General features: G+C 40.0%; 18 protein-coding genes, 1 tRNA gene and 1 pseudogene. 6 read left to right on the top strand and 14 right to left on the bottom strand.

Going from position 1 to position 22250, the window contains the following annotated elements; translation table 11 throughout:
• Positions 1-153 precede the first annotated feature (153 nt).
• Complete coding sequence (locus CNR22_17015) at positions 154-3678, top strand: hypothetical protein (protein ID PBQ33407.1); 3525 nt, start codon at positions 154-156, stop codon at positions 3676-3678.
• Here the strand turns inward: CNR22_17015 and CNR22_17010 are convergent, their stop codons facing one another.
• A complete protein-coding gene (locus CNR22_17010; protein ID PBQ33406.1) occupies positions 3679-4650 on the bottom strand; it encodes a glycosyl transferase in 972 nt (323 codons plus the stop codon).
• Positions 4651-4658: 8 nt separating this feature from the next.
• Positions 4659-5555: an EamA family transporter gene (locus CNR22_17005; GenBank protein PBQ33405.1), complete on the bottom strand. Its 897-nt coding sequence runs from the start codon at positions 5553-5555 to the stop codon at positions 4659-4661.
• A gap of 28 nt (positions 5556-5583) precedes the next feature.
• Here CNR22_17005 and CNR22_17000 point away from each other — a divergent pair, with 28 nt between their 5' ends.
• Positions 5584-6669: an IscS subfamily cysteine desulfurase gene (locus CNR22_17000; protein ID PBQ33404.1), complete on the top strand. Its 1086-nt coding sequence runs from the start codon at positions 5584-5586 to the stop codon at positions 6667-6669.
• Here CNR22_17000 and CNR22_16995 read toward each other — a convergent pair.
• From CNR22_16995 to CNR22_16985, 3 genes are all read right to left on the bottom strand, one after another.
• Entirely contained in the window at positions 6636-7148 is a 513-nt protein-coding gene (locus CNR22_16995; GenBank protein ID PBQ33403.1) for a hypothetical protein, read from the bottom strand. The genes CNR22_17000 and CNR22_16995 overlap by 34 nt on opposite strands.
• A gap of 11 nt (positions 7149-7159) precedes the next feature.
• The gene (locus CNR22_16990; GenBank protein PBQ33402.1) at positions 7160-8209 is read right to left on the bottom strand and encodes a hypothetical protein; all 1050 of its coding nucleotides are present in this window, start codon (positions 8207-8209) and stop codon (positions 7160-7162) included.
• Positions 8210-8290: 81 nt separating this feature from the next.
• On the bottom strand, positions 8291-9691 hold the full coding sequence (locus CNR22_16985; GenBank protein PBQ33401.1) for an MBL fold metallo-hydrolase: 1401 nt from the start codon (positions 9689-9691) through the stop codon (positions 8291-8293).
• A gap of 350 nt (positions 9692-10041) precedes the next feature.
• On the opposite strand from CNR22_16985, the gene CNR22_16980 reads away from it, so the two are divergent.
• The gene (locus CNR22_16980; GenBank protein PBQ33400.1) at positions 10042-10332 is read left to right on the top strand and encodes a hypothetical protein; all 291 of its coding nucleotides are present in this window, start codon (positions 10042-10044) and stop codon (positions 10330-10332) included.
• Between the two features lie 51 nt (positions 10333-10383).
• Positions 10384-11241 (top strand): hypothetical protein, encoded by an 858-nt coding sequence (locus CNR22_16975; GenBank protein ID PBQ33399.1) that lies wholly within the window; start codon positions 10384-10386, stop codon positions 11239-11241.
• Position 11242: 1 nt separating this feature from the next.
• Here the strand turns inward: CNR22_16975 and CNR22_16970 are convergent, their stop codons facing one another.
• From CNR22_16970 to CNR22_16940, 7 genes and pseudogenes are all read right to left on the bottom strand, one after another.
• Positions 11243-11446: a hypothetical protein gene (locus tag CNR22_16970; protein ID PBQ33398.1), complete on the bottom strand. Its 204-nt coding sequence runs from the start codon at positions 11444-11446 to the stop codon at positions 11243-11245.
• A gap of 216 nt (positions 11447-11662) precedes the next feature.
• Positions 11663-11773 (bottom strand): annotated as a pseudogene (locus tag CNR22_16965) (dioxygenase).
• 90 nt (positions 11774-11863) lie between these two features.
• The gene (locus CNR22_16960; protein ID PBQ33397.1) at positions 11864-12079 is read right to left on the bottom strand and encodes a hypothetical protein; all 216 of its coding nucleotides are present in this window, start codon (positions 12077-12079) and stop codon (positions 11864-11866) included.
• Between the two features lie 169 nt (positions 12080-12248).
• Entirely contained in the window at positions 12249-12605 is a 357-nt protein-coding gene (locus CNR22_16955) for a hypothetical protein (protein ID PBQ33396.1), read from the bottom strand.
• Complete coding sequence (locus CNR22_16950; protein ID PBQ33395.1) at positions 12592-12900, bottom strand: endonuclease; 309 nt, start codon at positions 12898-12900, stop codon at positions 12592-12594. Before CNR22_16950 ends, CNR22_16955 begins: the two co-directional genes overlap by 14 nt.
• Positions 12901-12984: 84 nt before the next feature.
• Positions 12985-13077, bottom strand: a tRNA-Ser gene (locus CNR22_16945).
• Positions 13078-13317: 240 nt separating this feature from the next.
• On the bottom strand, positions 13318-14238 hold the full coding sequence (locus CNR22_16940; protein PBQ33394.1) for a hypothetical protein: 921 nt from the start codon (positions 14236-14238) through the stop codon (positions 13318-13320).
• A 244-nt stretch (positions 14239-14482) separates the two neighbouring features.
• On the opposite strand from CNR22_16940, the gene CNR22_16935 reads away from it, so the two are divergent.
• On the top strand, positions 14483-18964 hold the full coding sequence (locus tag CNR22_16935) for a hypothetical protein (GenBank protein PBQ33393.1): 4482 nt from the start codon (positions 14483-14485) through the stop codon (positions 18962-18964).
• Between the two features lie 184 nt (positions 18965-19148).
• Here CNR22_16935 and rimM read toward each other — a convergent pair whose 3' ends face one another.
• Both rimM and CNR22_16925 read right to left on the bottom strand, forming a co-directional pair.
• Positions 19149-19679 carry a 16S rRNA processing protein RimM gene (gene rimM / locus CNR22_16930; GenBank protein ID PBQ33392.1) on the bottom strand — a complete coding sequence of 177 codons (531 nt, stop codon included), beginning with the start codon at positions 19677-19679 and terminating at the stop codon, positions 19149-19151.
• Between the two features lie 89 nt (positions 19680-19768).
• Positions 19769-21370 carry a CTP synthetase gene (locus tag CNR22_16925; GenBank protein ID PBQ33391.1) on the bottom strand — a complete coding sequence of 534 codons (1602 nt, stop codon included), beginning with the start codon at positions 21368-21370 and terminating at the stop codon, positions 19769-19771.
• 345 nt (positions 21371-21715) lie between these two features.
• Here CNR22_16925 and CNR22_16920 point away from each other — a divergent pair, with 345 nt between their 5' ends.
• Positions 21716-22093 (top strand): hypothetical protein, encoded by a 378-nt coding sequence (locus CNR22_16920; GenBank protein ID PBQ33390.1) that lies wholly within the window; start codon positions 21716-21718, stop codon positions 22091-22093.
• Positions 22094-22250 lie beyond the last annotated feature (157 nt).

The following is a 22250-nucleotide window of genomic DNA, read 5'->3' as shown; positions in this document are numbered from 1 at the left end:
ATAAATACTTTTATGTAGGTTGTTGGCTTATTCTCAGAATATTTTAGATTTTTTGACCAAATCTACTGAGTAAAGCAGGGGTTTCGTTGAGTACGTGAGACTTATTGATTCGCCACAAATCACTATATTTATAAAGATAAAATTTCCGGATCCATGATAAAAAAACTACTTTACTTTTCACTGATTTTTCTTTCCTTTTCAGGATTAAATGCCCAAACCATTGATCCGATATATCAGGACGGAAAACTATACGTAAAGCTTTCACAAAATCTTTCTAAAAGTATTTCAAGAGAAAATCCGACAAACATCCCTCTTACCAAACTTGCTTCCTTACAAGGCCTGTTTTCAAACTATGGCGTTAGCAAGGTTTACAAACCCTTTTATCAGGCCGATGATGATGCCAATCTCTCCAGTATACTAAAAATAGAATTCAGCCAGATTGATAAAATAGAAGCACTCATTGAAGAATTACAGCGTGTTGCCGGAATTGACTATGCTGAAAAAGTAAGGATCAATAAAACAGACGTCATTCCGAATGACCCCTTGTTCGCGACTTCCTCAGGATCTACTCATTTAAACCAAATTAATGCGCAAAATGCCTGGAATGTATTTAGTGGAAATTCTAATATTACCGTAGCCATTGTAGATAATGCTGTGATGTGGACACATGCTGACCTTGTTGGTAACACTTACACCAATACGGTAGAAGCTAATGGTACAAGCGGAGTTGACGATGATGGTAATGGGTACATTGATGATATAAATGGGTACGATGTTGCCGACATGGATGGCGTGACTAATCCGACAAATACGGCTCAGGATCACGGAACACATTGCGCAGGCATTGCTGGAGCAAACAACAACAATTCGATAGGAATTGCATCTATCGGTTGGAATGTGAAGGTTATTCCAGTAAAGGCCTCTTATGACAACAGTTCTCCGGGATTTGTAGCTTTGGGATACGAAGGCATTATCTATGCCGTTAAAGCAAAAGCAAAAATCATTTCCTGCTCCTGGGGAAATTTAGGCCTTTCTTCACTAACAGAACAATATGTTATTGATTATGCCTGGAATCGCGGCTGTATTATTTTTGCTTCTGCCGGAAATGCAGGAAATTCAACACTTAATTATCCCGGGGCCTACAACCATGTTTATTGCGTTGCCTGGGTTGACGCGACAGATACGAAAGCAAGTTTATCTAATTACGGAACTTACGTGGATATTTCGGCTCCAGGCTCAAACATCCTCAGCACGCTTCCTTACACTAGCAGTACGGCCAGCTACAATACAATGAGTGGCACTTCTATGGCAACGCCAATGGTTGCAGGACTTGCTGGACTTATGCTTTCTAAAAGTCCGAACATGACCAGAACAGATGTGCTTAACTGTATTTCGAATTCTGCGGTAAATATATATACACTAACGGGAAACACGTCCTACGCTTCTAATAGCGCACTGGGCGCGGGACGCATAGATGCTTTTGCAGCCATGAATTGCGCAGCTACTTATTCAGCCCTTCCACCTGTTGCCAATTTTTTTGCCACACTGCCGAATACATGTCCCAACACCGCCATACCGTTTACAGATAGCTCTCTTTACAATCCAACAAGCTGGAGCTGGACTTTCCAGGGGGGTAGTCCGGCTACATCCACTTCTTCAAATCCTTCTGTATCATGGTCTATAGCGGGAACTTACTCCGTATCTTTAACCGTTTCAAATGCAAATGGTTCTAATACCAAAACAAAAACCGCTTACATTACAGTTGCCGGGCCAACACCCCTTCCCTTCCAGGAAGGTTTTGAAAACGCTGCCTTTTTACCGGCAAACTGGGTAAAAAACAACATCTGGAATGATAACATCTATTGGGAACGTAAAACGGGCGTTGGTGGTTTTGGAACCAGCACCGTCTGCGCGATGTTTAACAACTTTGTTTACAATGCTCCAGGAGAAAAAGACGAGATGCGCAGTCCTAAGTTTGATTTCACAAACGTGGGAAGCGCCCGTTTACGTTTTGATGTGTCTTATGCGCGTTACGATGCTTATTATTCTGATACGCTTGAGGTGATGATGTCTACAGACTGTGGAACGAGCTGGACCGAGATCTACAGAAAAGGAGGATCATCGCTCTCTGTTCTTTCTAGTGATTATACTTCACAATTTATACCCACCAGCACACAGTGGAGAAGAGATACCATTGATATTTCAACCGCCACAGCGGGACAAGGAAGTGTGATGTTTGCTTTTTTAAATAAAGGCGCTTACGGTCAGGCAATTTATTTAGATAACATCAATCTTGTTTTTCCGACACCAACACTTTCGGCTGTTAGTAATGCTTCCATATGTGTAAATCCTTCGTATACTTTCTCTAATTCGAGCGTGGGGGCAATAAATTATACATGGACTTTCCAGGGAGGATCGCCGGCTACTTCCACCGTAGGAACTCCAACTGTTACTTACGCAACGCCAGGAACTTACACGCTTAGTTTATCGGGAGTAAATAACACCCTGACATCTACCCTTGTAAAAACCATCACAGTTTTAGCAAATCCGGTTATTGCAACGACATCGTCGGTGTATTGCAGTGGCTCCACTTATACTTTAAATGGAAACGGTGCAACTTCTTATACCTGGTCTTCATCTAACGGTCCCGACCTTACCGGATCTAACTTTGTGTTTACTCCAACCGTTAACAGCACTTATACATTAACGGGTAGCAACGGTGTTTGTGCTTCCTCAGGAATTTACACTGTTTCAGTTGTGTCCGGCGTAACACTGAGCGCCAATAATCAAACCATTTGTTCTGGATCAACTGCAACACTTACAGCAAGCGGTGCAACAACTTATTCGTGGAATACCGCGGCAACAACTTCTTCAATAACAGTAAATCCTGCTACAACAACCAATTATGTTGTTTCAGGCACCTCTGGCAATTGCGTCAATTCTAAAACCGTTAGTGTGATTGTACGTGCCAATCCTTCTACAACAGTTACCTCAGTTAACCCTTCGTGCTTTAACACCTGCGATGGCAGTATTAGCGCAGCAACTAACGGCTCCAGCGGGCCTTACACGTATGTTTTAAGCGGTTCTATGGGTTGTACCAATTTCCCCTGCTCTAATATTTGCGCGGGTGTTTATACTGTGTATACTATGGATAGTTATAGTTGTTCCTCTCAGGCACCGCTTAGTATTGTGCCGCCGTTAGCTATACAATCCATACTAAGTGTTACTCATGCCGCTTGCATGGCCTGTGCCGACGGCGCGCTTATGGCAGGCGTAAATGGTGGAACTCCTCCATATACTTACAATTGGTCACCGTCAGGAGGAACAAATGCACTGGCACAAAATCTTACACCGGGATGTTATACCCTAACCATTACCGATAATAATAATTGTTCTTCCAAAGAAAGCAGCTGTGTTGATTTTTTAGCCGGGATAAGCAAACAAAGCCTGAGCAGTTTACATATCTATCCCAATCCTGCCAGCGCAGAGGTTAAAATCGAGTTAAATGCCGGACAGTTTAACCTGGCTGTTTACAATGCTATCGGGCAATTGATCATTTCTAAAACAAACAATCAAAACTTTTACGCGATAGATCTTAGTAACTTTGCAAAAGGAATTTATTTTATAGAAATAGAAAGCGGTTCAGAAGTAGCGAGGAAAAAACTCGTGGTGGAATAATTAATTTAGTTCGGAAACGAAATTCAGATCTTGATCATTCATACATTTAAAATGCCCTTTGGGGCATTTTTTGTACCCTAACTTTGAACAAGGGCGGCAGCTCAGGCCTTCTACCTCGAGAATCTTATTTTCAACCCGTGGTAAGTAAGGCCCCATTCCAAACTCCGGAATTGTATTTCCCCAAACAGAAATTATTTTTTTTTGAAAGGCCGATGCTATGTGCATTAGGCCAGTGTCGGAAGTAATAACCCATTCGGCTTGCTGAACCAGCGAAGCGCTTTGATTAAGGGAGAACTTTCCGCAGGCATTTATGAGTTTTGGAAACTCTTTCTGAAGTTCCTCCGCAATAAGCAGATCTTCTTTTCCACCCAATGTTATGACTGGAACGGCTGCATTCTTACAAATTTCCTTTAACTTATTCAGCGGAATTTTTTTTGTGTAGTAAGAACCTCCCACCACCAAAGCGATAAATTTTTCCTGCTTGCCATTAAAAAACAAGTTCGGAACATCTACCTGATCTCTTTTTTCTAAAAAATAATCAAGTCCTAGTCCATCATTAGTAACGCCCAATGGCGCAACTGTTTCGAGATACCTTTCTACAATGTGCTTTTCTGGTAAAGATGAGACCAGCTTAAAGTTTACAGCAAGAAATTTTTTTATATTTAATTTATCAAAAGAATAACTCTTTGTTTTAAGCTGTTTTTTTAATCTTAGGCTACGCAGGTTTTTATGAAGGTCTATAAGCAAATCAAAATTTTCATTTTTCAATTCCCCATAGATCTCCGATATATCTTCTTTAAACGTATGAACTTTATCCAGGTAAGGATTGGCATTAAGCACCGGGCAAAAAGCTTGTTTGGTAACGTAGTGAATTTCTGCATCCTTTAGCTGTTGTTTTAAACAACGAATTACTGGCGTGGTTAATACAACATCGCCAATAGAACTAAACCTTATGATCAGTAGTTTTTTCACTTTTAAATTTAAGAAATCTGCTCAGATTTTTTATCGCTTAATCTACGCAACCAGGTGTTTAAAAAAATGGCAAACAAAATAATTACCATGCCCAGGTAAAACGTGGGTTTTACTTCTTTATTTTCTTCAAAAAATAAAATTGCCCAGATTATAGCATAAACAGATTCAAGATTAACAGTCAGAACAATGGTATAAGGACTAATGTATTTAGAAAGATTTACGGAAGTTATAAAAGGAACTACAGTACAGACAATGCTCAATAATAAAAGGCCAATGATGGAATTTTGGTCAAGTACGAAAAAATCAGCGTTGAAACTGCCATTTAAAACAACAAAAACAGTCAGGCCCAATGCTGCGGCTGATAATTCGTAAAAACTCAGAACGCTTGATTTAACCTGGTGGGCGAGAATGCTATTAAACACGCTGAATAATGCAGAAGTAAAGGCTGCGAGAATTCCCAAAATAATGCCAAGCCAATACTGTGATTCGATGGAGAAGATAAGAGCAATAGCGCCCATGATAATTAAACCAATAATGACTTCGTAAAACCTCACACGGCGTTTAAGAAACAGGGGTTCAATGATAGAACTGAACAAGGTACCTGTACTAAAAGCAACCATGGTAACGCTAATGTTGGACACTTTAATAGCCTGGTAAAAAGCCAGCCAGTGAATGGCAATAATAAGTCCTATGCCGGTGAGCTGCCACAAATGTTTTTTGCTCACCCGTAAGTCTTGTTTTGACAATTTCAAGTAAAGAAACATGACACCAATAGTCAGGATAAGTCTGAACCAGACTAACTGCCACACATCAGCAGTAATCAATCTTCCCAAAATAGGAGAGAAACCCCACATAAAAACGATGGCGTGGAGAATCAGATAATGTTTATTTATACCTTTAAACAATTTTTAAAACGCTTGCAAAGGTACGAGAATGGACAGGAATACCAATTTAATTTATTTTAATAATAACAGAACTACGCAAACTGATGCAGCGGTAGTTAAGGCAATGGCGCCCTATTTTGCACAGGAAAAAAATGCTGATGAGACTGCCATTGGCCAGGCTAAACTTCAGTTGGCCGGGTTTCTTAATGCAGCGCCTGAGGAAGTTCTCTTTTCATCGGGAACTACCGAGTCGATAGAACTTGTACTTCGCGGGGCTTTCGATTTTTTCAGGAACAAAGGCAACCATATTATTACTAACGTTACAGAACATCCCGCAACCTTAGAGTGCTGCCAGACCCTGGAAACACTGGGAGCTGAAATTACTTACCTGGGTGTTGACAGAGAAGGCCTGATAGATCCTGAAACGCTTCTTAAAGCCATTAGACCAACAACTATTCTTGTAAGTATCATGTGCGCCAATAATGAAACAGGCGTTATACAACCCATTGAAAAGATTTCTGAAATTTGCCGCGAACATTCCGTCTTCTTCTTTAGTGACGCTTCACAATTTGTGGGAAAAATGCGTTGCGACGTGAAAGACCTTGGTATGCATGGTCTTGCTTTCGGAGCTCACAAAATGCATGGTCCTGAAGACATAGGCTTACTTTATATTGATAAAGATTACAAGCCTTTTAAAGACTTTATTCAAACAAATTATTCATTTCAACCAGCTCTATCAAAACTTGTTGGTTTTGGAAAAGCGGCAGAACTAAGTTCAGAATTGCAGTGGGAGATGAGTTCGCACATTTCGAAACTTAAAAATTATTTAGAGCATCAGTTGCTGGATATTGAGGGCTTGCGCATTAACGGCAGCACTCGTCACAGACTTTATAACACAAGCAATCTTACTTTTTCCGAGGGAGAAAAAATAATGCGGCTTGCTAACCGATTTGACTTCGCTAACAATTGGCAAAAGCCTTCGCACGTTTTAAAAGCCATGGGTCTTAATGAAAAAGAAATAAAAAATTCGTTCCGTTTCTCCTTTGGAAAAAACAATACTTTGGACGAGGTAAAATTATTTGTGGAAGAAATTTTAAGGGATTACAGTCCGCCTTTCCTGAACAAAACCGAATAAGTGAGGTGAAATCCAGCTGTGCGAATGGCTGTTAATACAAGGAAATCACGTCCTATTCTTAACCACCTTTGTTTATTGGATAGTTGTTTTTCACGGGCACTCTGATTAATATAGAAGGCCAGGGTAAAACCATTCAGCGTGCGACTTGTAGCTCTAAGTAAATGATAAGCATCCGTTGTAAAAACAAAAACATTTGTGCTCCCCTTAAATTTCGGACCCTGCGCTGGATCCTGATTTTTGTATTTATTTTTCCAGCTTACAGCAGGATTCCAGAAATGATCCCTGGCTTTGGGAAACCGTAACTTAAACCCGTCTTCATAATGGTAGTTGATACTTTCAATAGTGCCATCCATAAGGCCAGAAGCGAATAAAACCGAACCTGCCAGCCAGTACTGTTTAAGTTTAAGCTGCGCCTGAGTGTGAACAGCAAGAAACAAAGCGATACCTAATAACGCTGAACTTGTGGCAATCTTTTTCATTGTATTGAGATTTAAATTGTGTCGTAATTTAGCTCCACATCTCCGCCTATTGGAAAACTCTGGCAAACCAATACTCTCCCCTTCTCCACTTCTTTATCTACCAATACCTCGTTATAAGCCATCCAGACTTTTCCTCGAACACAGTTAGCAATGCAGCTGCTGCAACGGCCTGCTTCACAGCTGTAAGGTAATTCTATGCCCTGCTCTTTCGCTGTTTTTAAAATAGATTTTGGGTACTGTACCTGCAAGGTATGAATTTGTTGGTTAATGTGAATTTTCACCTCGTGAGCTTCTTTATCGGGAGGTTCAGGAAGTATTAATCTTGGAAGAGAACTAAAATTTTCTTTAATTATATTTTCTTTGGGCGTTTGAATGCGAAGTATAATCTCTATTGTTTGCATGTATTCAAATGGTCCGCAAACATAAAATAAGGTTTTCTCAAGGTTATTCTGCAGGTACTTCTCCATCAATTGTTCGAGCAGCCATTTGCTCAGGCGTTTGTAATAAAGATCAGTATTGGAACTGAGCAGAAAATGAATCTGAAACCGCGAAGAATTGTCTTTTTGTAATTTTAGAAGTGCGTCATAAAAAATAGTTTCTTCCCTATTTTTATTGCTGTAGATGAGAATCACTTTACCAGAAGTGCCAGCTAAAATTGTTTTAATCAGAGAGTAGCAAGGAACGATTCCGCTTCCTGCAGCGATAAAACAAAACGGGTGATCTCTGCTCATTTCTTCAGGTAACACAAACAACCCGCTAATTCCCGAAGTTAAAAGAATGTCACCAACTTTGAGGTGCTGCAGCATAAATCTTGAAAACTCTCCGTTCTCAACTTTCTTAACCGTTATGCTTAAAGCTTCATTTAAGTGTGAGGAAGAAGACATGGAATAAGATCTTCGTTTTTCACCATGCTTTGTATAAAATATAAGTGTTAGAAACTGGCCGGGTTTGTAAACAGGCACCCAATTATCCAGCGGCTCAAATACAAAGGTTTTAGTATCGGCCGTTTCCTGAATTATAGTAGTAATCTTAAGTCTTTTAATAATGGAAGTTTCAACCATGCTTGACAAAAATAAAACTATTTTCGCAGAGATGGATTTACGGTTAAAAAAGAACGAGCGTTTCTTTGCTTAATCTATTTACTATTCCAATTCAAAGACTTCGCCCTTAGCCGGAATCACTACCTCATTGTATCCTTCGGCCAATAACTTGTCACTGAAAACAGATTTTGTTTCAGCTTCTCCGTGTACCAGGAATATCTTTTTGACAGTTGATTTGTGCTGACAAGATAAAAAACGAATCATGTCGTTGTAATCGCCGTGCGCGCTTAAAGAATGTATGGACTCAATGCCAGCGGCAACATCAAATAAATAGCCTAAAATACGCACTTGCTCTTCACCACGCATAAGTTTACCTCCCAAAGAATCTGGTGCGCAATACCCTGTAAGGAGTACTGTATTTTTTTCATCCGCAACGGTATAACATAAATGGTGTTGAACCCGCCCCGCATCTGCCATGCCTGATGCCGATATAATTACACAGGGTTCCTGCATCTCGTTTAGCTGACGTGACTCTGAACCATCTTCAATGTAAGTAAGATTTGGAAATCCAAACGGGTCTGGATCTTGTTTTATGTATGCCTGAAGCTCAGCGTTGTAACTTTCAGAGTGTTCCCTTACGATGCTGGTTGCTTTCACTGACATAGGACTATCTACGTAAATAGAAATTTCAGGCAACATTTTTTTATTAGCCAATTTATCCAGAACAAATAAAATTTCCTGAGTACGTCCCAAACTAAAAGCAGGAATGATGAGTTTACCATTTTTTGAAACACAGGTCTCTGTCACAATATCTAATAATCTTTTTTCTACGTCATCGCTGCTTCCATGAAGTTTGTCACCATAAGTGGATTCGCATATAATGTAGTCGGCTTGTTGAAACACTGCCGGACTTTTTAAAAGTGGATCTCCGTAACGTCCTATATCGCCCGTAAATACAAGTCTTGTAACCTTATTATTTTCTTTTGCGGTGATGTTGATGGCGCCACTTCCGATAATATGCCCGTTTTCAGAAAAATAAAAAGAAATTTCTTCATTTATTCTTGTATCCGTATCAAAGGCAACCGTTTCGAAAAGACCCATGCATTTTTCAACGTCAGCGAGTGTGTACAATGGGCTAATTTCTTCGTCGCTGTTTCTGATTCTTTTATTTAAAAAAGCAGCGTCGCTTTCATGAATGTGCGCACTATCCTGCAGCAAAATATTACATACGTCTTTGGTGGCAGAAGTCGCATAAATTTTACCCTGGAAACCCTGTTTCACCAATCCAGGAAGATTTCCGCAATGGTCAATATGTCCATGCGATAAAATGACTGCTTCTATTTGTGACGCATCGAGATCCCAGTTACGGTTCATAGCGTCCGTCTCTTTCCCCATGCCCTGATAGAGCCCGCAATCTAATAAGATGTGTTTTCCGCTTTCAGTAATGACTAAGTGTTTACTTCCCGTTACGGTTTCGGTAGCTCCAATAAACTTGATTTTCATAAAACTAACTAACTACATTGCCCTAAAACAACCCATAGAATAATAAAAATAATAATGGTGCTTAAACAGCCCCCACCCCACTTCTTAGCTCCCCAGCCAGCAAGTAATCCTCTGAATAAATTATTCATATTTTAATTTTAACACCTAGTCTCTAATTTAATGCCACGCTCTTTTTTCTATTCTTTATTTTTCTTTAGCCTATAGTTCTTCTAAAGATACGGTAGAACCCTGAGAACCTTTATATCGCTTTTGAAAACCAAAAAAAGTTGGGGAATTAATCTGAGAAATAAGTCGCATTTACTAGTAAGGGAGATCAGGCATAACAATTGAGGTTTTACTAAAAACACATCATGAAAAAGCTAGCCCTCCTTTTAGTTACCATTTTAACTTTGAATACCGTTGAAGGTATAAGTTCAACGCTTTTACCCGTGCTTCAGGACCCGGCAAGAACTCCAAAAAATTCGAAACAAGTAGATCCCGTTAATACAGTAGACGGCTCAAGAGGAAAATATAAAAAGGATCATAAACATTCCACTGGCAAAGACTTCGCTACCAGAAAAAGACATGTGAAGACTGCTAAAACCAAAAAGGACAATGGCAAAGAAAAGCAGTCGACCAAAACGCCTGATAAAAAAGGATAGGCCATTCACAAATCACATTTACATCTTGCGAATTTCCTATCTTTGCAATGCATGCAATTCGCGCTTTACAACTCCCGAAAACACTCAGCAGAACCTGGTTTAAAAGGATCTTGTCTGCATTGCAGTAACGAAGTTATAGCGAAATGCGGAACAAAAAATATCTGGCACTGGGCTCATGTTAAATCGGATGCCTGCGATGCCTGGACGGAACCAGAAACTGCCTGGCACCGCGACTGGAAAAATAAATTTGGTGTTGACTTTTCAGAAATCCGTATTCAGAAAGATAACTGTTACCACATTGCAGATGTATTTACTAAAAATGAAATTGTATTCGAATTTCAAAACTCTCCCATCTCTTCAGAAATTATAAAAGCACGTGAAGAATTTTACGGGGACAAAATGATCTGGGTAGTTAATGGAATTCCTTTTAAAGAAACTTTTCACACTTATGACGAATTATTTTTAAGAGAGTGGCGTTTCACTATTCTTGATGAGTTTGCAGCTACGCTTTATCCTCAAATAAAAAACTGCCTGATTATTGAGGATTGGCAAGTAAAAACGGATGTGATAAAAAAATTCTTGTCAGAAAGAGGCTTCCATTACAATAACGAGTTTAAACTCTATACGCTGGATATGTCTCTAAATAAGTTTGCCAGCCGCGAACAACTCATTTTAAAATTAAACAATGAAGTGCTCGAACTTTATAATTTGAATAAATCAGAAGGTCATTCAACGAAAGTAGAATTCGCCTGGGAACACGCACGGAAATCCTGGCAGGATGTGCAAAGACCCGTATTTATTGACTTTGGGCAGAACTACCTACTACTCGTTACTAAAGGTATGGGGAAGAAAAACGGTTTGGGAAATAAAATTCTCAAATCGAAATTTATAGAAAAATACTGTTTGTAGATCAAACAATAATGTCGTCTGAAGGAGTTACTCTTCCTTTCATTTTTAATTCCAGGCGAAGCTCATATACCATCCCTTTAATAGTGATTTCTTCTACAAGTTGCGAAATGTTTGGTGCAAAGCCCAACGCCGGATCATGAATGATTTTTTCGGCATGTTCCATCAACAGTTCTACGTTAATCTCAATGTTGTCATCTTTTTCCATAGGTCGTTTTTAGTTGATGTGATCTCTTTTTAGAAATAACAACTAAACTCTGAGAAAATTATGCCAGATAAACTTTCTTAAAGAAATTTCTTTAAACTCTTTTCTACATATATAACGTTACCAACTCAGAAAATAAAAAATCAGATACCTGACCCAACTATATGTGTAAAGAGCTTGTAACTGTAAATTACATGATGTAGAAAATCTCATTCGTCGTTTTGTCATAGGAATATCCATAGGATTTCCGTGGGATGTAAAGAGTACCGGTAATTTTTTAGATTGAATAGGAAGACTGCTTGTAATTTTTTCAAACTCCTTTAAATTCATTGCACTAAAAGATAATGGAGCCAAAGCCTCCAGTTTCAATACCCGGGGGGTGATCGATCTTGATCCGTTTTCGCAACTCCCGGCTTGTAACTATTGACCCAGCGTTTCGTCGGCAAGAATTTCTTCAGCCTGCATTTTATCTTTTAAAAATATTTTGAGTACAGTGCCGCCTAAGGGCGTTAGTCCCGTTGTATTAGGATTTTCAACAAAAGAATAGATACCGGCCTGTTCAAGTTTCTCCTGGGCCATTGTAGCTTCGATCTCATTGTTGAATGACCGGAGAATTAGTGTTTCGTCTGTGCTCATAATTGTTTGTTTTTGGTTTCAGTAGCCACCAGGTTTTTTTCATCCCGATCTTAAAAGCTACAAATAGTACCTTATACAAGGTAATATTATGCCAAAACGAGAAGGAGCCGGATCATGCTCAAATACTGTGGGGAAGAAAATAAAGTTTGATTGTAGTGTACATGCTAAGCTACAAATAGTTTTCTATCTGCGCCTTTAACCGAAAGCGGTATTCACCTGTATTTGTTTCTGGATCTGGCTTAAAGACGGGTGTGGCGGCAATGTATTGGGTAAATACGGAGTATTGCTGGAGAAACCATAGAGTTGGTACAAAGCTGGTGAATTTTAAACCACTCCTTTTGCGCCTGATCCATAAAAAGCCATCGCAATTTTTTAGTAAAATTAGAAGGATCCGGAAACAAAAAAACCCGCAATAAATGCGGGTTTTCTTTAAATTCAAAAACCTTGTGGCGGTCAGGGGGGGATTCGAACCCTCCCCAACCTGGTTGGGGACTTTAACACCGTACGTCGGTTTAGTCCCCAACATTGTTGGGGAGTGATTTCAGCCACTCACGTACTAAATTTATTTGTTTATTACTAGGTGAGTTTATCAGATTGCGAATTTGTTCGTGACTATATTTTTTAAGTCTTTTTTCACGTATCAGAGCCTCTCGTTTTGAATCGTATACCTCTAAATAAACAAGTATCCATGGTGTTTTCGACGAGGTGTATTTTGACAATCCCAAATTATGTTGTTTTAGCCGTTCAACATAGTCTTCCGTGAAGCCCTTATAATAAGAGTAATCAGCGGTACTCTGAATAATGTACACATAAAAAGCCATCGCAATTTTTTAGTAAAATTAGAAGGATCCGGAAACAAAAAAACCCGCAATAAATGCGGGTTTTCTTTAAATTCAAAAACCTTGTGGCGGTCAGGGGGGGATTCGAACCCCCGGTACGGCTTAACACCGTACGTCGGTTTAGCAAACCGGTGATTTCAGCCACTCATCCACCTAACCAAGATTACTTAAACAGGTTTCTGAATTTGGATTGCAAACTTAATGATTTTTTAGTTTAAATCCATATTTTTTTAAAATAAATTATCTGTTTTGAGCAGACAGCGTACCTGCCTGATTTCTAAGGAATATAAAGCGCAGAGTGCCCCGTATAATTACGTAAATTGCCCAAATTCTCTGCACCCGGGATAATTCTTTATGAGATTGCAAATCCCAGCCCTTCTACAGAGCTCTCGTCAATTCTTAATTGATCAATCCCTTCAATCGGTTAATTTGCGTCTGGTAATCGTTGATAGGAAAAAAACCATGTTTAATAACAATATCCTGCCCGCGTTTTGTGAGTTCAAATAAAATAAAATCCTGGATCACTTCATCCGGAACACCATTTACATATTGGTACAAAGGTCTTGTAATTACATACTCTCCTTTTTTTACCGCATCGGTTTGATAAGGCGAAACTGCGCTGTGGTTTTCAATATAGATTGGCATAGCCCAAATTTTGCCGTTTGGCTTTCCTATACTATCCAATAAAAAACCGGCACCCACATATCCAATCGCTCCTGCATTATTAATAACAGAATTTAGAACATCCGTATTGGTTGCGCATTCGGTAATGGACTTTTCTTTTTTATCTGATAAGAATTTTTTAATAAAATAATCCCTCGTTCCTGAAGATCTGTCACGGCCATAAAGTGAAACAGGCACAGAATCTCCGCCCAGCTCCTTCCAGTTTTTAATTGCACCGCTGAATAATTTGCTTACTTGTTCAGTAGACAAGCTATCCACTCCCACTTTAAAATTCGTGATGATAGCCATTGCATCCACCGAAAACATGATAGGTACAGGATTAACATTATGCATGTTAATTGCTAATAATTCTTCTTCCGTTATTTCACGCGACGAATTGCAGATGTTTGTTTTGTTGGAAGCAAGCGCAGAAATTCCTTTATTAGAACCTCCGCCTTCTACATGGATCTTAACCCCCGGATGTTCTTCCATATAGGCGTCGGCCAGATCTTTAACCATTAAATATTCGGTGTCGGAGCCGGTAATTTTGATTTCACGGATCTCTGTTTTGTTTTCGTTTTTAAGAGCATTGTCGGTACAACTCATTTGAGCTAAAACGGAAAAAGCCAAAGCGGTTTTGCGTAAAGGAAGTTTCATAGAATAGGAGATGGCAAATTTTAGAATTTTGCGTGAAAAAAATGATAAGAGAAAGTTAGCAGTAGTTTATGCTATGGTTATTTAAAAGCGATAATCTGAATTTGGCTGTCACCTGTTTATGTGTTCAATATTACCATTTTCTTACCCTGTGAATTTAAGAAGCTGAGTTTATAACAATAAGATAAATAGGAGTTAACGCTTACATTTCATCAGTACTCTAGTTTAGCGGCACCAAATTCAAACTATGAAAAAAAATATTTATTTCTTTTGCGCAGCGTTTATCATACTGCTAAATCCAATTCTTAAAGCGCAACCCACCGATCTGTTTATTTCAGAATATGTAGAGGGTTCAAGCTTTAATAAAGCTATCGAATTATACAATGGCACAAATGCGGCTATTGATCTTGCCAGCGGACAGTATGTGCTGGAATCTTATTTTAATGGAAGTACAAGCAGTACTACTTTGGCACTCACTGGTACTATTGTGCCTGGTGGCGTTTTTATCATTGCTCATGCACAGGCTACGCTTTTCGTCACTCCAGATATGACCTCGTCGAGCGTGATTAATTTTAACGGAGACGATGCTGTTGTACTCAGAAAAGGCGGCGCTACCGGAACCATATTAGATGTCATTGGCCAGGTAGGTTACGATCCGGGTACCCAATGGGGATCTAACGATACCTGCACACTGAACAGAACTATGCGCAGAAAAATAACAATTTGCACCGGAGACATCACAACAACAAATACCTTTTACACTTCACCCGAATGGGACGGGTATTCACAGGACGTTTTTGGAGGATTGGGAACCCATTCCACAACCTGCAGCTCAACCGTCATAACAGTTGCCGGCATGCAGCTTTCTCCTGCTTCACTAAGTTTCACTACACTTGCTAATGTTGCATCACCCACCAAAACTTATGCCATTACAGGAAACACGCTTACTGCTCCGGTAGTTGTAAATGCTCCCTTGTATTTTGAATTATCTTTAAGCGGCACAGGCCCGTTTTCATCTTCCTTATCCATACCATCTTCTTCTTTTACTACTGCGCCAGTGATCGTATATGTGAGGTATAATCCTATAGCCGTGGGTACAGATTCTGGCACTGCCGCACATACCAGCAGTTCTTACACTGCAACTTTAAATTTATCGGGAGTAGCAATTGCACTCACCAGCATCGCGCAAATACAAGGTACCGCCTCCGCAAGTACTTATACAGGACAGGTAGTAGCAACCCAGGGGATAGTTACTGCCGATTTTCAAGGCACTAATGAACTGGGTGGCTTTTTTATCCAGGATGCAGTGGGAGATTCCAATCCCCTGACCTCGGAAGGTATTTTTATTTTTAATACTTCTTTTCCCGTGAGTGTTGGTGATTTCGTAACATTAAGCGGAACGGTTGAAGAGTATTTTAATAAAACTCAGATCAAATCTTTAACCTCTCTTTCTATTCAAAGCACAACCACTACTATTACTCCGGTAACTGTGAGCTTGCCATTTGCTACGATGACTGAGGCCGAAAAATGGGAAGGTATGCGTGTACAATTTACACAAACACTTTCTGTTACAGAAGTTTATACACTAGCGCGTTATGGCGAAGTGTCTTTATCTTTAAACGGGCGCCTTACAAACCCTACAAATTTTGTGGATCCAAATGATAATCCTGCTAGCGGAACTTCCAGTACCGGAACCAGCAACGCTGCGGCAGTTCTTGCTCAACAAGATTTAAACAATCGCAGTCGCATTTTATTAGATGATCACAGTTCCGTGCAAAATCCCGCGGTTGTTCCTTACGTGGATGCAGTGGATAACACCTTACGTTGTGGCAGTACACTTACCAACCTCGATGGAATCATGGATTATGATTTCGGTGTTTATAGAATTCAACCGGTTCAAACTCCCTCATTTACTTACGCTGCACGCCCTTCAGTACCTTCTGTAGGAGTTCACAACGTGAAAGCATCAAGTTTTAACGTGCTCAATTATTTTAACGGAAATGGCTCTGGTGGGGGTTTTCCAACGAGCCGCGGTGCCAACACACTCGTTGAATTTACGCGTCAAAGAACAAAAATCATTGAAGCTATTAAACAAATAGATGCTGATGTTTTAGGTTTAATGGAAATGGAAAACGATGGAAATAGCGCTCAATCTGCCATCCAGGATCTGGTTGACGGATTAAATACCTCTATTGGATCTGTTACTTATACTTTCGTTATTGACCCTACAACATCAAACGGAGGAACGGGCACGGATGAGATCAAAGTAGCTATGATCTATAAGCCATCAGTACTAACTCCTACTGGTTCTTCGCTTGCTGATAATAGCGCTGTGCATAACCGCCCGCCACTAGCGCAGACTTTTGTACATAATAATACACTCGAAAAATTCTCTGTTCTCGTTAACCATTTTAAATCTAAAGGGTGTACAGGTTCGTCAGGAGCTAATACCGACCAAAACGATGGACAAGGCTGTTTTAATGATGCCAGAAAGAATCAGGCCAGCGCTTTACTTACGTTCATTAACACGGTTAAAACAAGCTCAGGCGACAATGACGTGCTTGTTATAGGTGACCTGAATGCTTATGAACAAGAAGATCCAATTGATATTTTAATAGCTGGAGGTCTGAACCCTTTACTCACCAATGCTTATTCTTATGTGTTCGATGGACAATCCGGATCGTTAGATCACGCTTTAGCTTCCACACCACTTTTAGCTCAGGTAACCGGAACTACCAAATGGCATATTAATGCCGACGAACCCATTGGTAAGGATTACAACCAGGAATTTAACCCTGCTTACATGTATGATTCAGGTCCATTCAGATCTTCCGATCATGATCCTGTTATTATTGGACTTTTTCTTCAGCCGGTAATTTCATTGAGCGTAACTGCAACCTCCAGTGTTAGCTGCTTTGGTTCTTCTACAGGCGCGGCAACTATAACTGCTGTAGGACGCGAAGGCGCACTAAGCTATTCATGGACTCCCTCTGGAGGAAACACAGTAACTGCGACGGGACTTTCAGCAGGCCTTTATACAATTTCTGCTACTGATGGTACAAACATAGCCACTAAAACTCTTAGCATCATACAGCCATCAAGCGTGGTTACAGCATCGATTGCTTCGCAAACCTCACTTACCTGCAATGGCGGCAACACTGGTTCTGCTGTATTAACAGCAAGTGGTGGAACAGGAAGTTTCACTTATTCATGGAGCCCCGCAGGAGGAAACGGATCAACAGCAACCTCATTGTCTGCTGCTATTTATACGGTAACAGTTAAGGACGCGAATTTATGTTCAGTCACAAAAACAGTTGGCATTATCGAACCATCAGCAATTACTGTAAGTGTAGTGGGCTCTTCAAGCGTTTCGTGTAACGGTTTGGCGAACGGTACTTCCACTGTTTCAGCAAATGGTGGAACGGGTGGCTATACTTATTCATGGTCGCCAACAGGTGGATCGGCTGCTTCCGCTTCTTCCCTTACAGCTGGAATTTATTCAGTAATGGTTAAAGATGCTAATCTGTGCTCTGCCACGCAAACGCTTAGCATAACGCAGCCTGCAAGTATTTCGTTAGCTGTAGTTGGAACTTCAAGCATTTTATGTAACGGTCAATCGAATGGCACCTCAACTGTTTCAGCAAATGGCGGAACGGGTGGTTTTACCTATTCATGGTCACCAACGGGTGGCTCAGCTGCTTCCGCTTCCGCACTCAGTGCTGGAATTTATTCAGTAACTGTTAAAGATGCTAATCTGTGTTCTGCTACGCAAACACTTAGCATAATGCAGCCGGCAAGTATCTCTCTAAGTCTAATAGGAACTTCAAGCGTTTCGTGTAACGGGTTATCAAACGGTAGCGCAACTGTTTCAGCAAATGGTGGAACGGGTGGTTTTACTTATTCGTGGTCACCAACAGGTGGATCAGCAGCCTCTGCATCTTCTCTGCCAACAGGCATGTATTCAGTTACTGTGAAAGACGCAAATTTATGTGCAAGCATTCAAACTTTAACTATTTTACAACCTGCAGCTATCAATATCACTCCAGTAGGGGCTTCAAATGTTTCCTGCAACGGACTATCTAATGGTTCTGCTACCATATCTGCAAGCGGTGGAACAGGTAACTTTACTTATTCCTGGTCACCCATCGGTGGTGGAGCTGCGTCCTCGTCTTCATTGCCTGCTGGAGTATATGCCGTTAACGTGAAAGATGGAAATTCATGTTCGGCTACTCATACAGTGAATATAACCCAACCAGCTCCAATAGATATTTCTACAAGTGTAAACGGGTTGGTGATCCAGGCGAATGCCGCCAACTCAACCTATCAATGGATCAATTGTACTACTAACAACAGTAGTGTTTCAGGCGCTACTAGCCAAAGTTTTACTCCACAGGCAAATGGTAGTTACGCTGTAATCATTACAACAAATAATTGCTCTGACACAAGTGCCTGTAAAACTATTGTTCTTACAGGAATTACAAGTGATGTGTTAGATAAAGCTTATGCGATATACCCAAATCCGGTAAACAATTTACTCACTATCGCAAGCGATGGTAAGGGTCCGGAACTGGTAACTATCTATAATAACCTTGGCCAGGTTGTTTACACCTCAACCGGAAGTAACGAAAAAATAAGTGTTGATATGACAAACCAACCAAACGGAATTTATTTTGTAGTGCTTAAGTCAGGTGAAAAAAGTGTTACCAAAAAAATAATTAAGACGAATTAAGTAGTTGTATCTGATTAAGAAAGCCGCTCACTCCGATTCATCGGGCTGAGCGGTTTTGTTTTTAATCAAAGTACATGAGATGAGCATTCACGCTGTCGGACAAAAAACCCGGAAGTTAAATGAATCTGAATTACTAATTTTTATGACTGAAGAACGTCCCTGTTAGTGAGGTGGAGCGACTAACTTATTCTTCCTCGTCTGTAGGACCTTCGCCACTATCAGAAATGTAAAGGTCTATCAAACCTTCCGGAGCATTAAAATAGAGTTTCTTCCCTTCTTCATCGATTTTTTCAATAAAGTCTTCTACTAAAGGAAGTAATATTTCTTTGTTTTTATAATCGATACTCAATAGTACCTGGTGACCATTGTCGCTGGTAGCAGTAATATTCCCCAACGAACCATGATGTTTGTCAATGAGTTCAAAGCCGATCCAGTCAAATTCTTCTTCTACTTCTTCAATAAGACTGGAATCGATATAAACAGCTTTTCCAATGAGTGTTTTCGCTTTTTCTACGGCTGTTATTTCTTCGAGAGCAATAATCAATCCATTGTTGGTGGATTTTATTTCACTTATAAAATAAGGTGCTTTGCCTGTGGAAGACTCAATAAAAACAGCCTTCACCTGATCTTCAAAAAATTCTTTGTCGATTTTTAAAATAAGATGTCCTTTAACGCCATGCGTTTTACTAAAATATCCAACCTGCGTTAAATCCATTACTTTTTTAAGTTATTCTGTATGTCGCTCTGAGCAGGGCAAAAGGGTTACGACTCTTTTGAGTCAGCCGCAGCGTTTCGCCCGAAGAGCTAGTTTAAAGCTGCTTTTACAAAACTCACAAATAAAGGGTGTGGATTCTCCACTGTACTTTTGTATTCCGGGTGAAACTGCACCCCGATAAAAAACCGGTTGTTTGGAATCTCAATGATCTCACCTAATCCCGCGTCGGGATTAACACCTGAAAGTACCATTCCTGCATCAATGAACTTTTTAGTGTACTCGTTATTAAATTCATAACGGTGACGGTGACGTTCGTTAATATCTGTTTTGCCATAGATACTGTAGGCAAGAGTCCCCTCCTCTATTCTGCAAGGGTAAGAGCCCAAACGCATAGTACCGCCCATGTGCGAAATATTTTTTTGCGCTTCAAGTAAGTCAATTACCGGACTATTGGTTGCGGGATTCATTTCCCTGCTATGAGCGTCGCGCAGACCTAATACATTTCTGGCAAACTCAATAACCGCACATTGCATTCCTAAACAAATTCCTAAAAACGGAAGATTGTTTTCACGCGCATATTTAATGGCAGCAATTTTTCCTTCTATACCGCGATTTCCAAAACCAGGAGCAACAAGCACCGCCTGAAGATCTTTGAATTTTTCTGCAACATTCTCTTCTGATAAACTTTCACTGTGAATCCAATCTACTTTTACTTTGCAGTCGTTTACAGCGCCTGCATGAATAAAGGCTTCAACAATGGATTTGTACGATTCTTTTAATTCAACATATTTTCCAACAAGACCAATTGTTACTTCGTGTTTGGGATTGTGAAATTTATTCAGAAAATTTTTCCATTTTTCTAAATGCATATCCGGTAAACCGTTTACATGCAATTTTTTAAGAACAATCTCATCGAGTTTTTCCTGCTCCATTAAAAGCGGCACTTCGTAAATTGTAGATGCATCCAAAGCTTCAATTACCGCATCCGGCGATACGTTACAGAACAAAGCGATTTTTTTACGAATCTCTTTGCTGATAGCATACTCCGAACGGCAAACAAGTATATCCGGCTGAACACCGTACTCTAATAATAATTTTACGGAGTGTTGTGTAGGTTTTGTTTTTAACTCTCCTGAAGTTGCCAGGTAAGGTAAAAGCGTTAAATGAATCACCGTGCAATCGCTGCCCATTTCCCATTTTAACTGACGCACAGCTTCAATGTAAGGCAATGACTCAATGTCACCAACCGTTCCGCCAATTTCTGTAATTACAAATTGGTACTGACCTGTTTTGCCTAATAATTTGATACGGTTTTTAATCTCGTCTGTGATATGCGGAATTACCTGTACCGTTTTTCCTAAGAATTCTCCTTTACGCTCTTTTTCTATAACCGATTGGTAAATGCGTCCGGTAGTGACATTGTTTGCTTGCGAGGTACGAACATTTAAAAAACGCTCATAATGCCCCAGGTCAAGATCTGTTTCTGCTCCATCGTCTGTTACGTAGCATTCGCCATGTTCGTATGGATTTAAAGTGCCCGGATCTATATTGATATAAGGATCTAATTTTTGAATGGTAACGGTAAATCCCCTGGCTTGTAATAATTTGGCCAGAGATGCTGCTATAATTCCTTTTCCTAGAGAAGATGTTACCCCACCGGTAACAAAGATATATTTGGTTGTGATTGACATACAGTTTCGTGTGAAATTCCTAAAAACTGTATGCGAAGGTACTGAAAAAAAACCAGCAGGAACGTTTTAATTTATAAAATTAGCTAAATAGTGTGCTCAGTTTAGGCGCCCATGTATATCCCTCCCTGGAGAGGGTGTCCCGGGCTCGACTCGGGAGGGTGCCCGAAGGACGGGGGAGGAGACCTAACAACCAAAATTAGCTATACTTTCTTTATATATTTTTATTCTGCCTGGTGATTTTTGAGCATAAATTATTATCTGGAGTCGGGGGCCGAAGTTGCAGGTAAGAAATTTCACTGGCAATTTAAAACAAATTTCATTTTGTATTTATGATTGTATATGGACATGTCTGATAATAATTTCTACAACAAGTCGCTTCGCAATTTCACTGTTGAAAATCGAAATAGTATGACTAAAGCGGAAGCCTGCCTTTGGAAGTATGCTTTAAAAGCTAAACAAATGGGCTATACATTTAATAGTCAAAGACCAGTTTTAAATTACATTGCCGATTTTATGTGTAAAGAGCTAAAATTAATTATCGAAGTTTATGGATACACGCATTTACTGGAGGACGTGATAAAAAACGATCTTATCCGACAGCGTAAACTGGAGGAAGCCGGTTTCAGAGTTATTCGTTTCAAAAACGGGGAAGTATTAAATGAAATAAATCGTGTGCGAATGATTATTTTGGAAACAATTGATCAATTAAAGCCAGTGCTGTAAATCCCCCCTTGCCCCTTTCAGGAGGGGAAAACCATGTGCCTAATTTTTAGCTACGTTGATGTCAGGTACTCGGACGACCTAGAAAAAATAACAGTATTTTGAGACACACTTTGCGAAACCGAAAAACTAAGAAAACACAATATTCGGCACGGCGCAA

It is taken from the genome of Sphingobacteriaceae bacterium (genome assembly GCA_002319075.1).
GTDB lineage: Bacteria > Bacteroidota > Bacteroidia > B-17B0 > Aurantibacillaceae > Aurantibacillus.
Note: the sequence above shows the minus strand (reverse complement) of the source record. Positions and strands in the feature narration are given on the sequence as shown.

Bases quoted from the DNA above. Each gene is read 5' to 3' on its own strand.
- CNR22_16920 (PBQ33390.1), top strand. From the start codon at position 21,716: ATGTCTGATAATAATTTCTACAACAAGTCGCTTCGCAATTTCACTGTT.
- CNR22_16940 (PBQ33394.1), bottom strand. From the start codon at position 14,238: ATGAAACTTCCTTTACGCAAAACCGCTTTGGCTTTTTCCGTTTTAGCT.
- rimM (PBQ33392.1), bottom strand. From the start codon at position 19,679: ATGGATTTAACGCAGGTTGGATATTTTAGTAAAACGCATGGCGTTAAA.
- CNR22_16970 (PBQ33398.1), bottom strand. From the start codon at position 11,446: ATGGAAAAAGATGACAACATTGAGATTAACGTAGAACTGTTGATGGAA.
- CNR22_17000 (PBQ33404.1), top strand. From the start codon at position 5,584: ATGGACAGGAATACCAATTTAATTTATTTTAATAATAACAGAACTACG.
- CNR22_16925 (PBQ33391.1), bottom strand. From the start codon at position 21,370: ATGTCAATCACAACCAAATATATCTTTGTTACCGGTGGGGTAACATCT.
- CNR22_16975 (PBQ33399.1), top strand. From the start codon at position 10,384: ATGCAATTCGCGCTTTACAACTCCCGAAAACACTCAGCAGAACCTGGT.
- CNR22_16935 (PBQ33393.1), top strand. From the start codon at position 14,483: ATGAAAAAAAATATTTATTTCTTTTGCGCAGCGTTTATCATACTGCTA.
- CNR22_16955 (PBQ33396.1), bottom strand. From the start codon at position 12,605: ATGTTGGGGACTAAACCGACGTACGGTGTTAAAGTCCCCAACCAGGTT.
- CNR22_16985 (PBQ33401.1), bottom strand. From the start codon at position 9,691: ATGAAAATCAAGTTTATTGGAGCTACCGAAACCGTAACGGGAAGTAAA.
- CNR22_16980 (PBQ33400.1), top strand. From the start codon at position 10,042: ATGAAAAAGCTAGCCCTCCTTTTAGTTACCATTTTAACTTTGAATACC.
- CNR22_16990 (PBQ33402.1), bottom strand. From the start codon at position 8,209: ATGGTTGAAACTTCCATTATTAAAAGACTTAAGATTACTACTATAATT.
- CNR22_16950 (PBQ33395.1), bottom strand. From the start codon at position 12,900: ATGGCTTTTTATGTGTACATTATTCAGAGTACCGCTGATTACTCTTAT.
- CNR22_17015 (PBQ33407.1), top strand. From the start codon at position 154: ATGATAAAAAAACTACTTTACTTTTCACTGATTTTTCTTTCCTTTTCA.
- CNR22_16995 (PBQ33403.1), bottom strand. From the start codon at position 7,148: ATGAAAAAGATTGCCACAAGTTCAGCGTTATTAGGTATCGCTTTGTTT.
- CNR22_16960 (PBQ33397.1), bottom strand. From the start codon at position 12,079: ATGAGCACAGACGAAACACTAATTCTCCGGTCATTCAACAATGAGATC.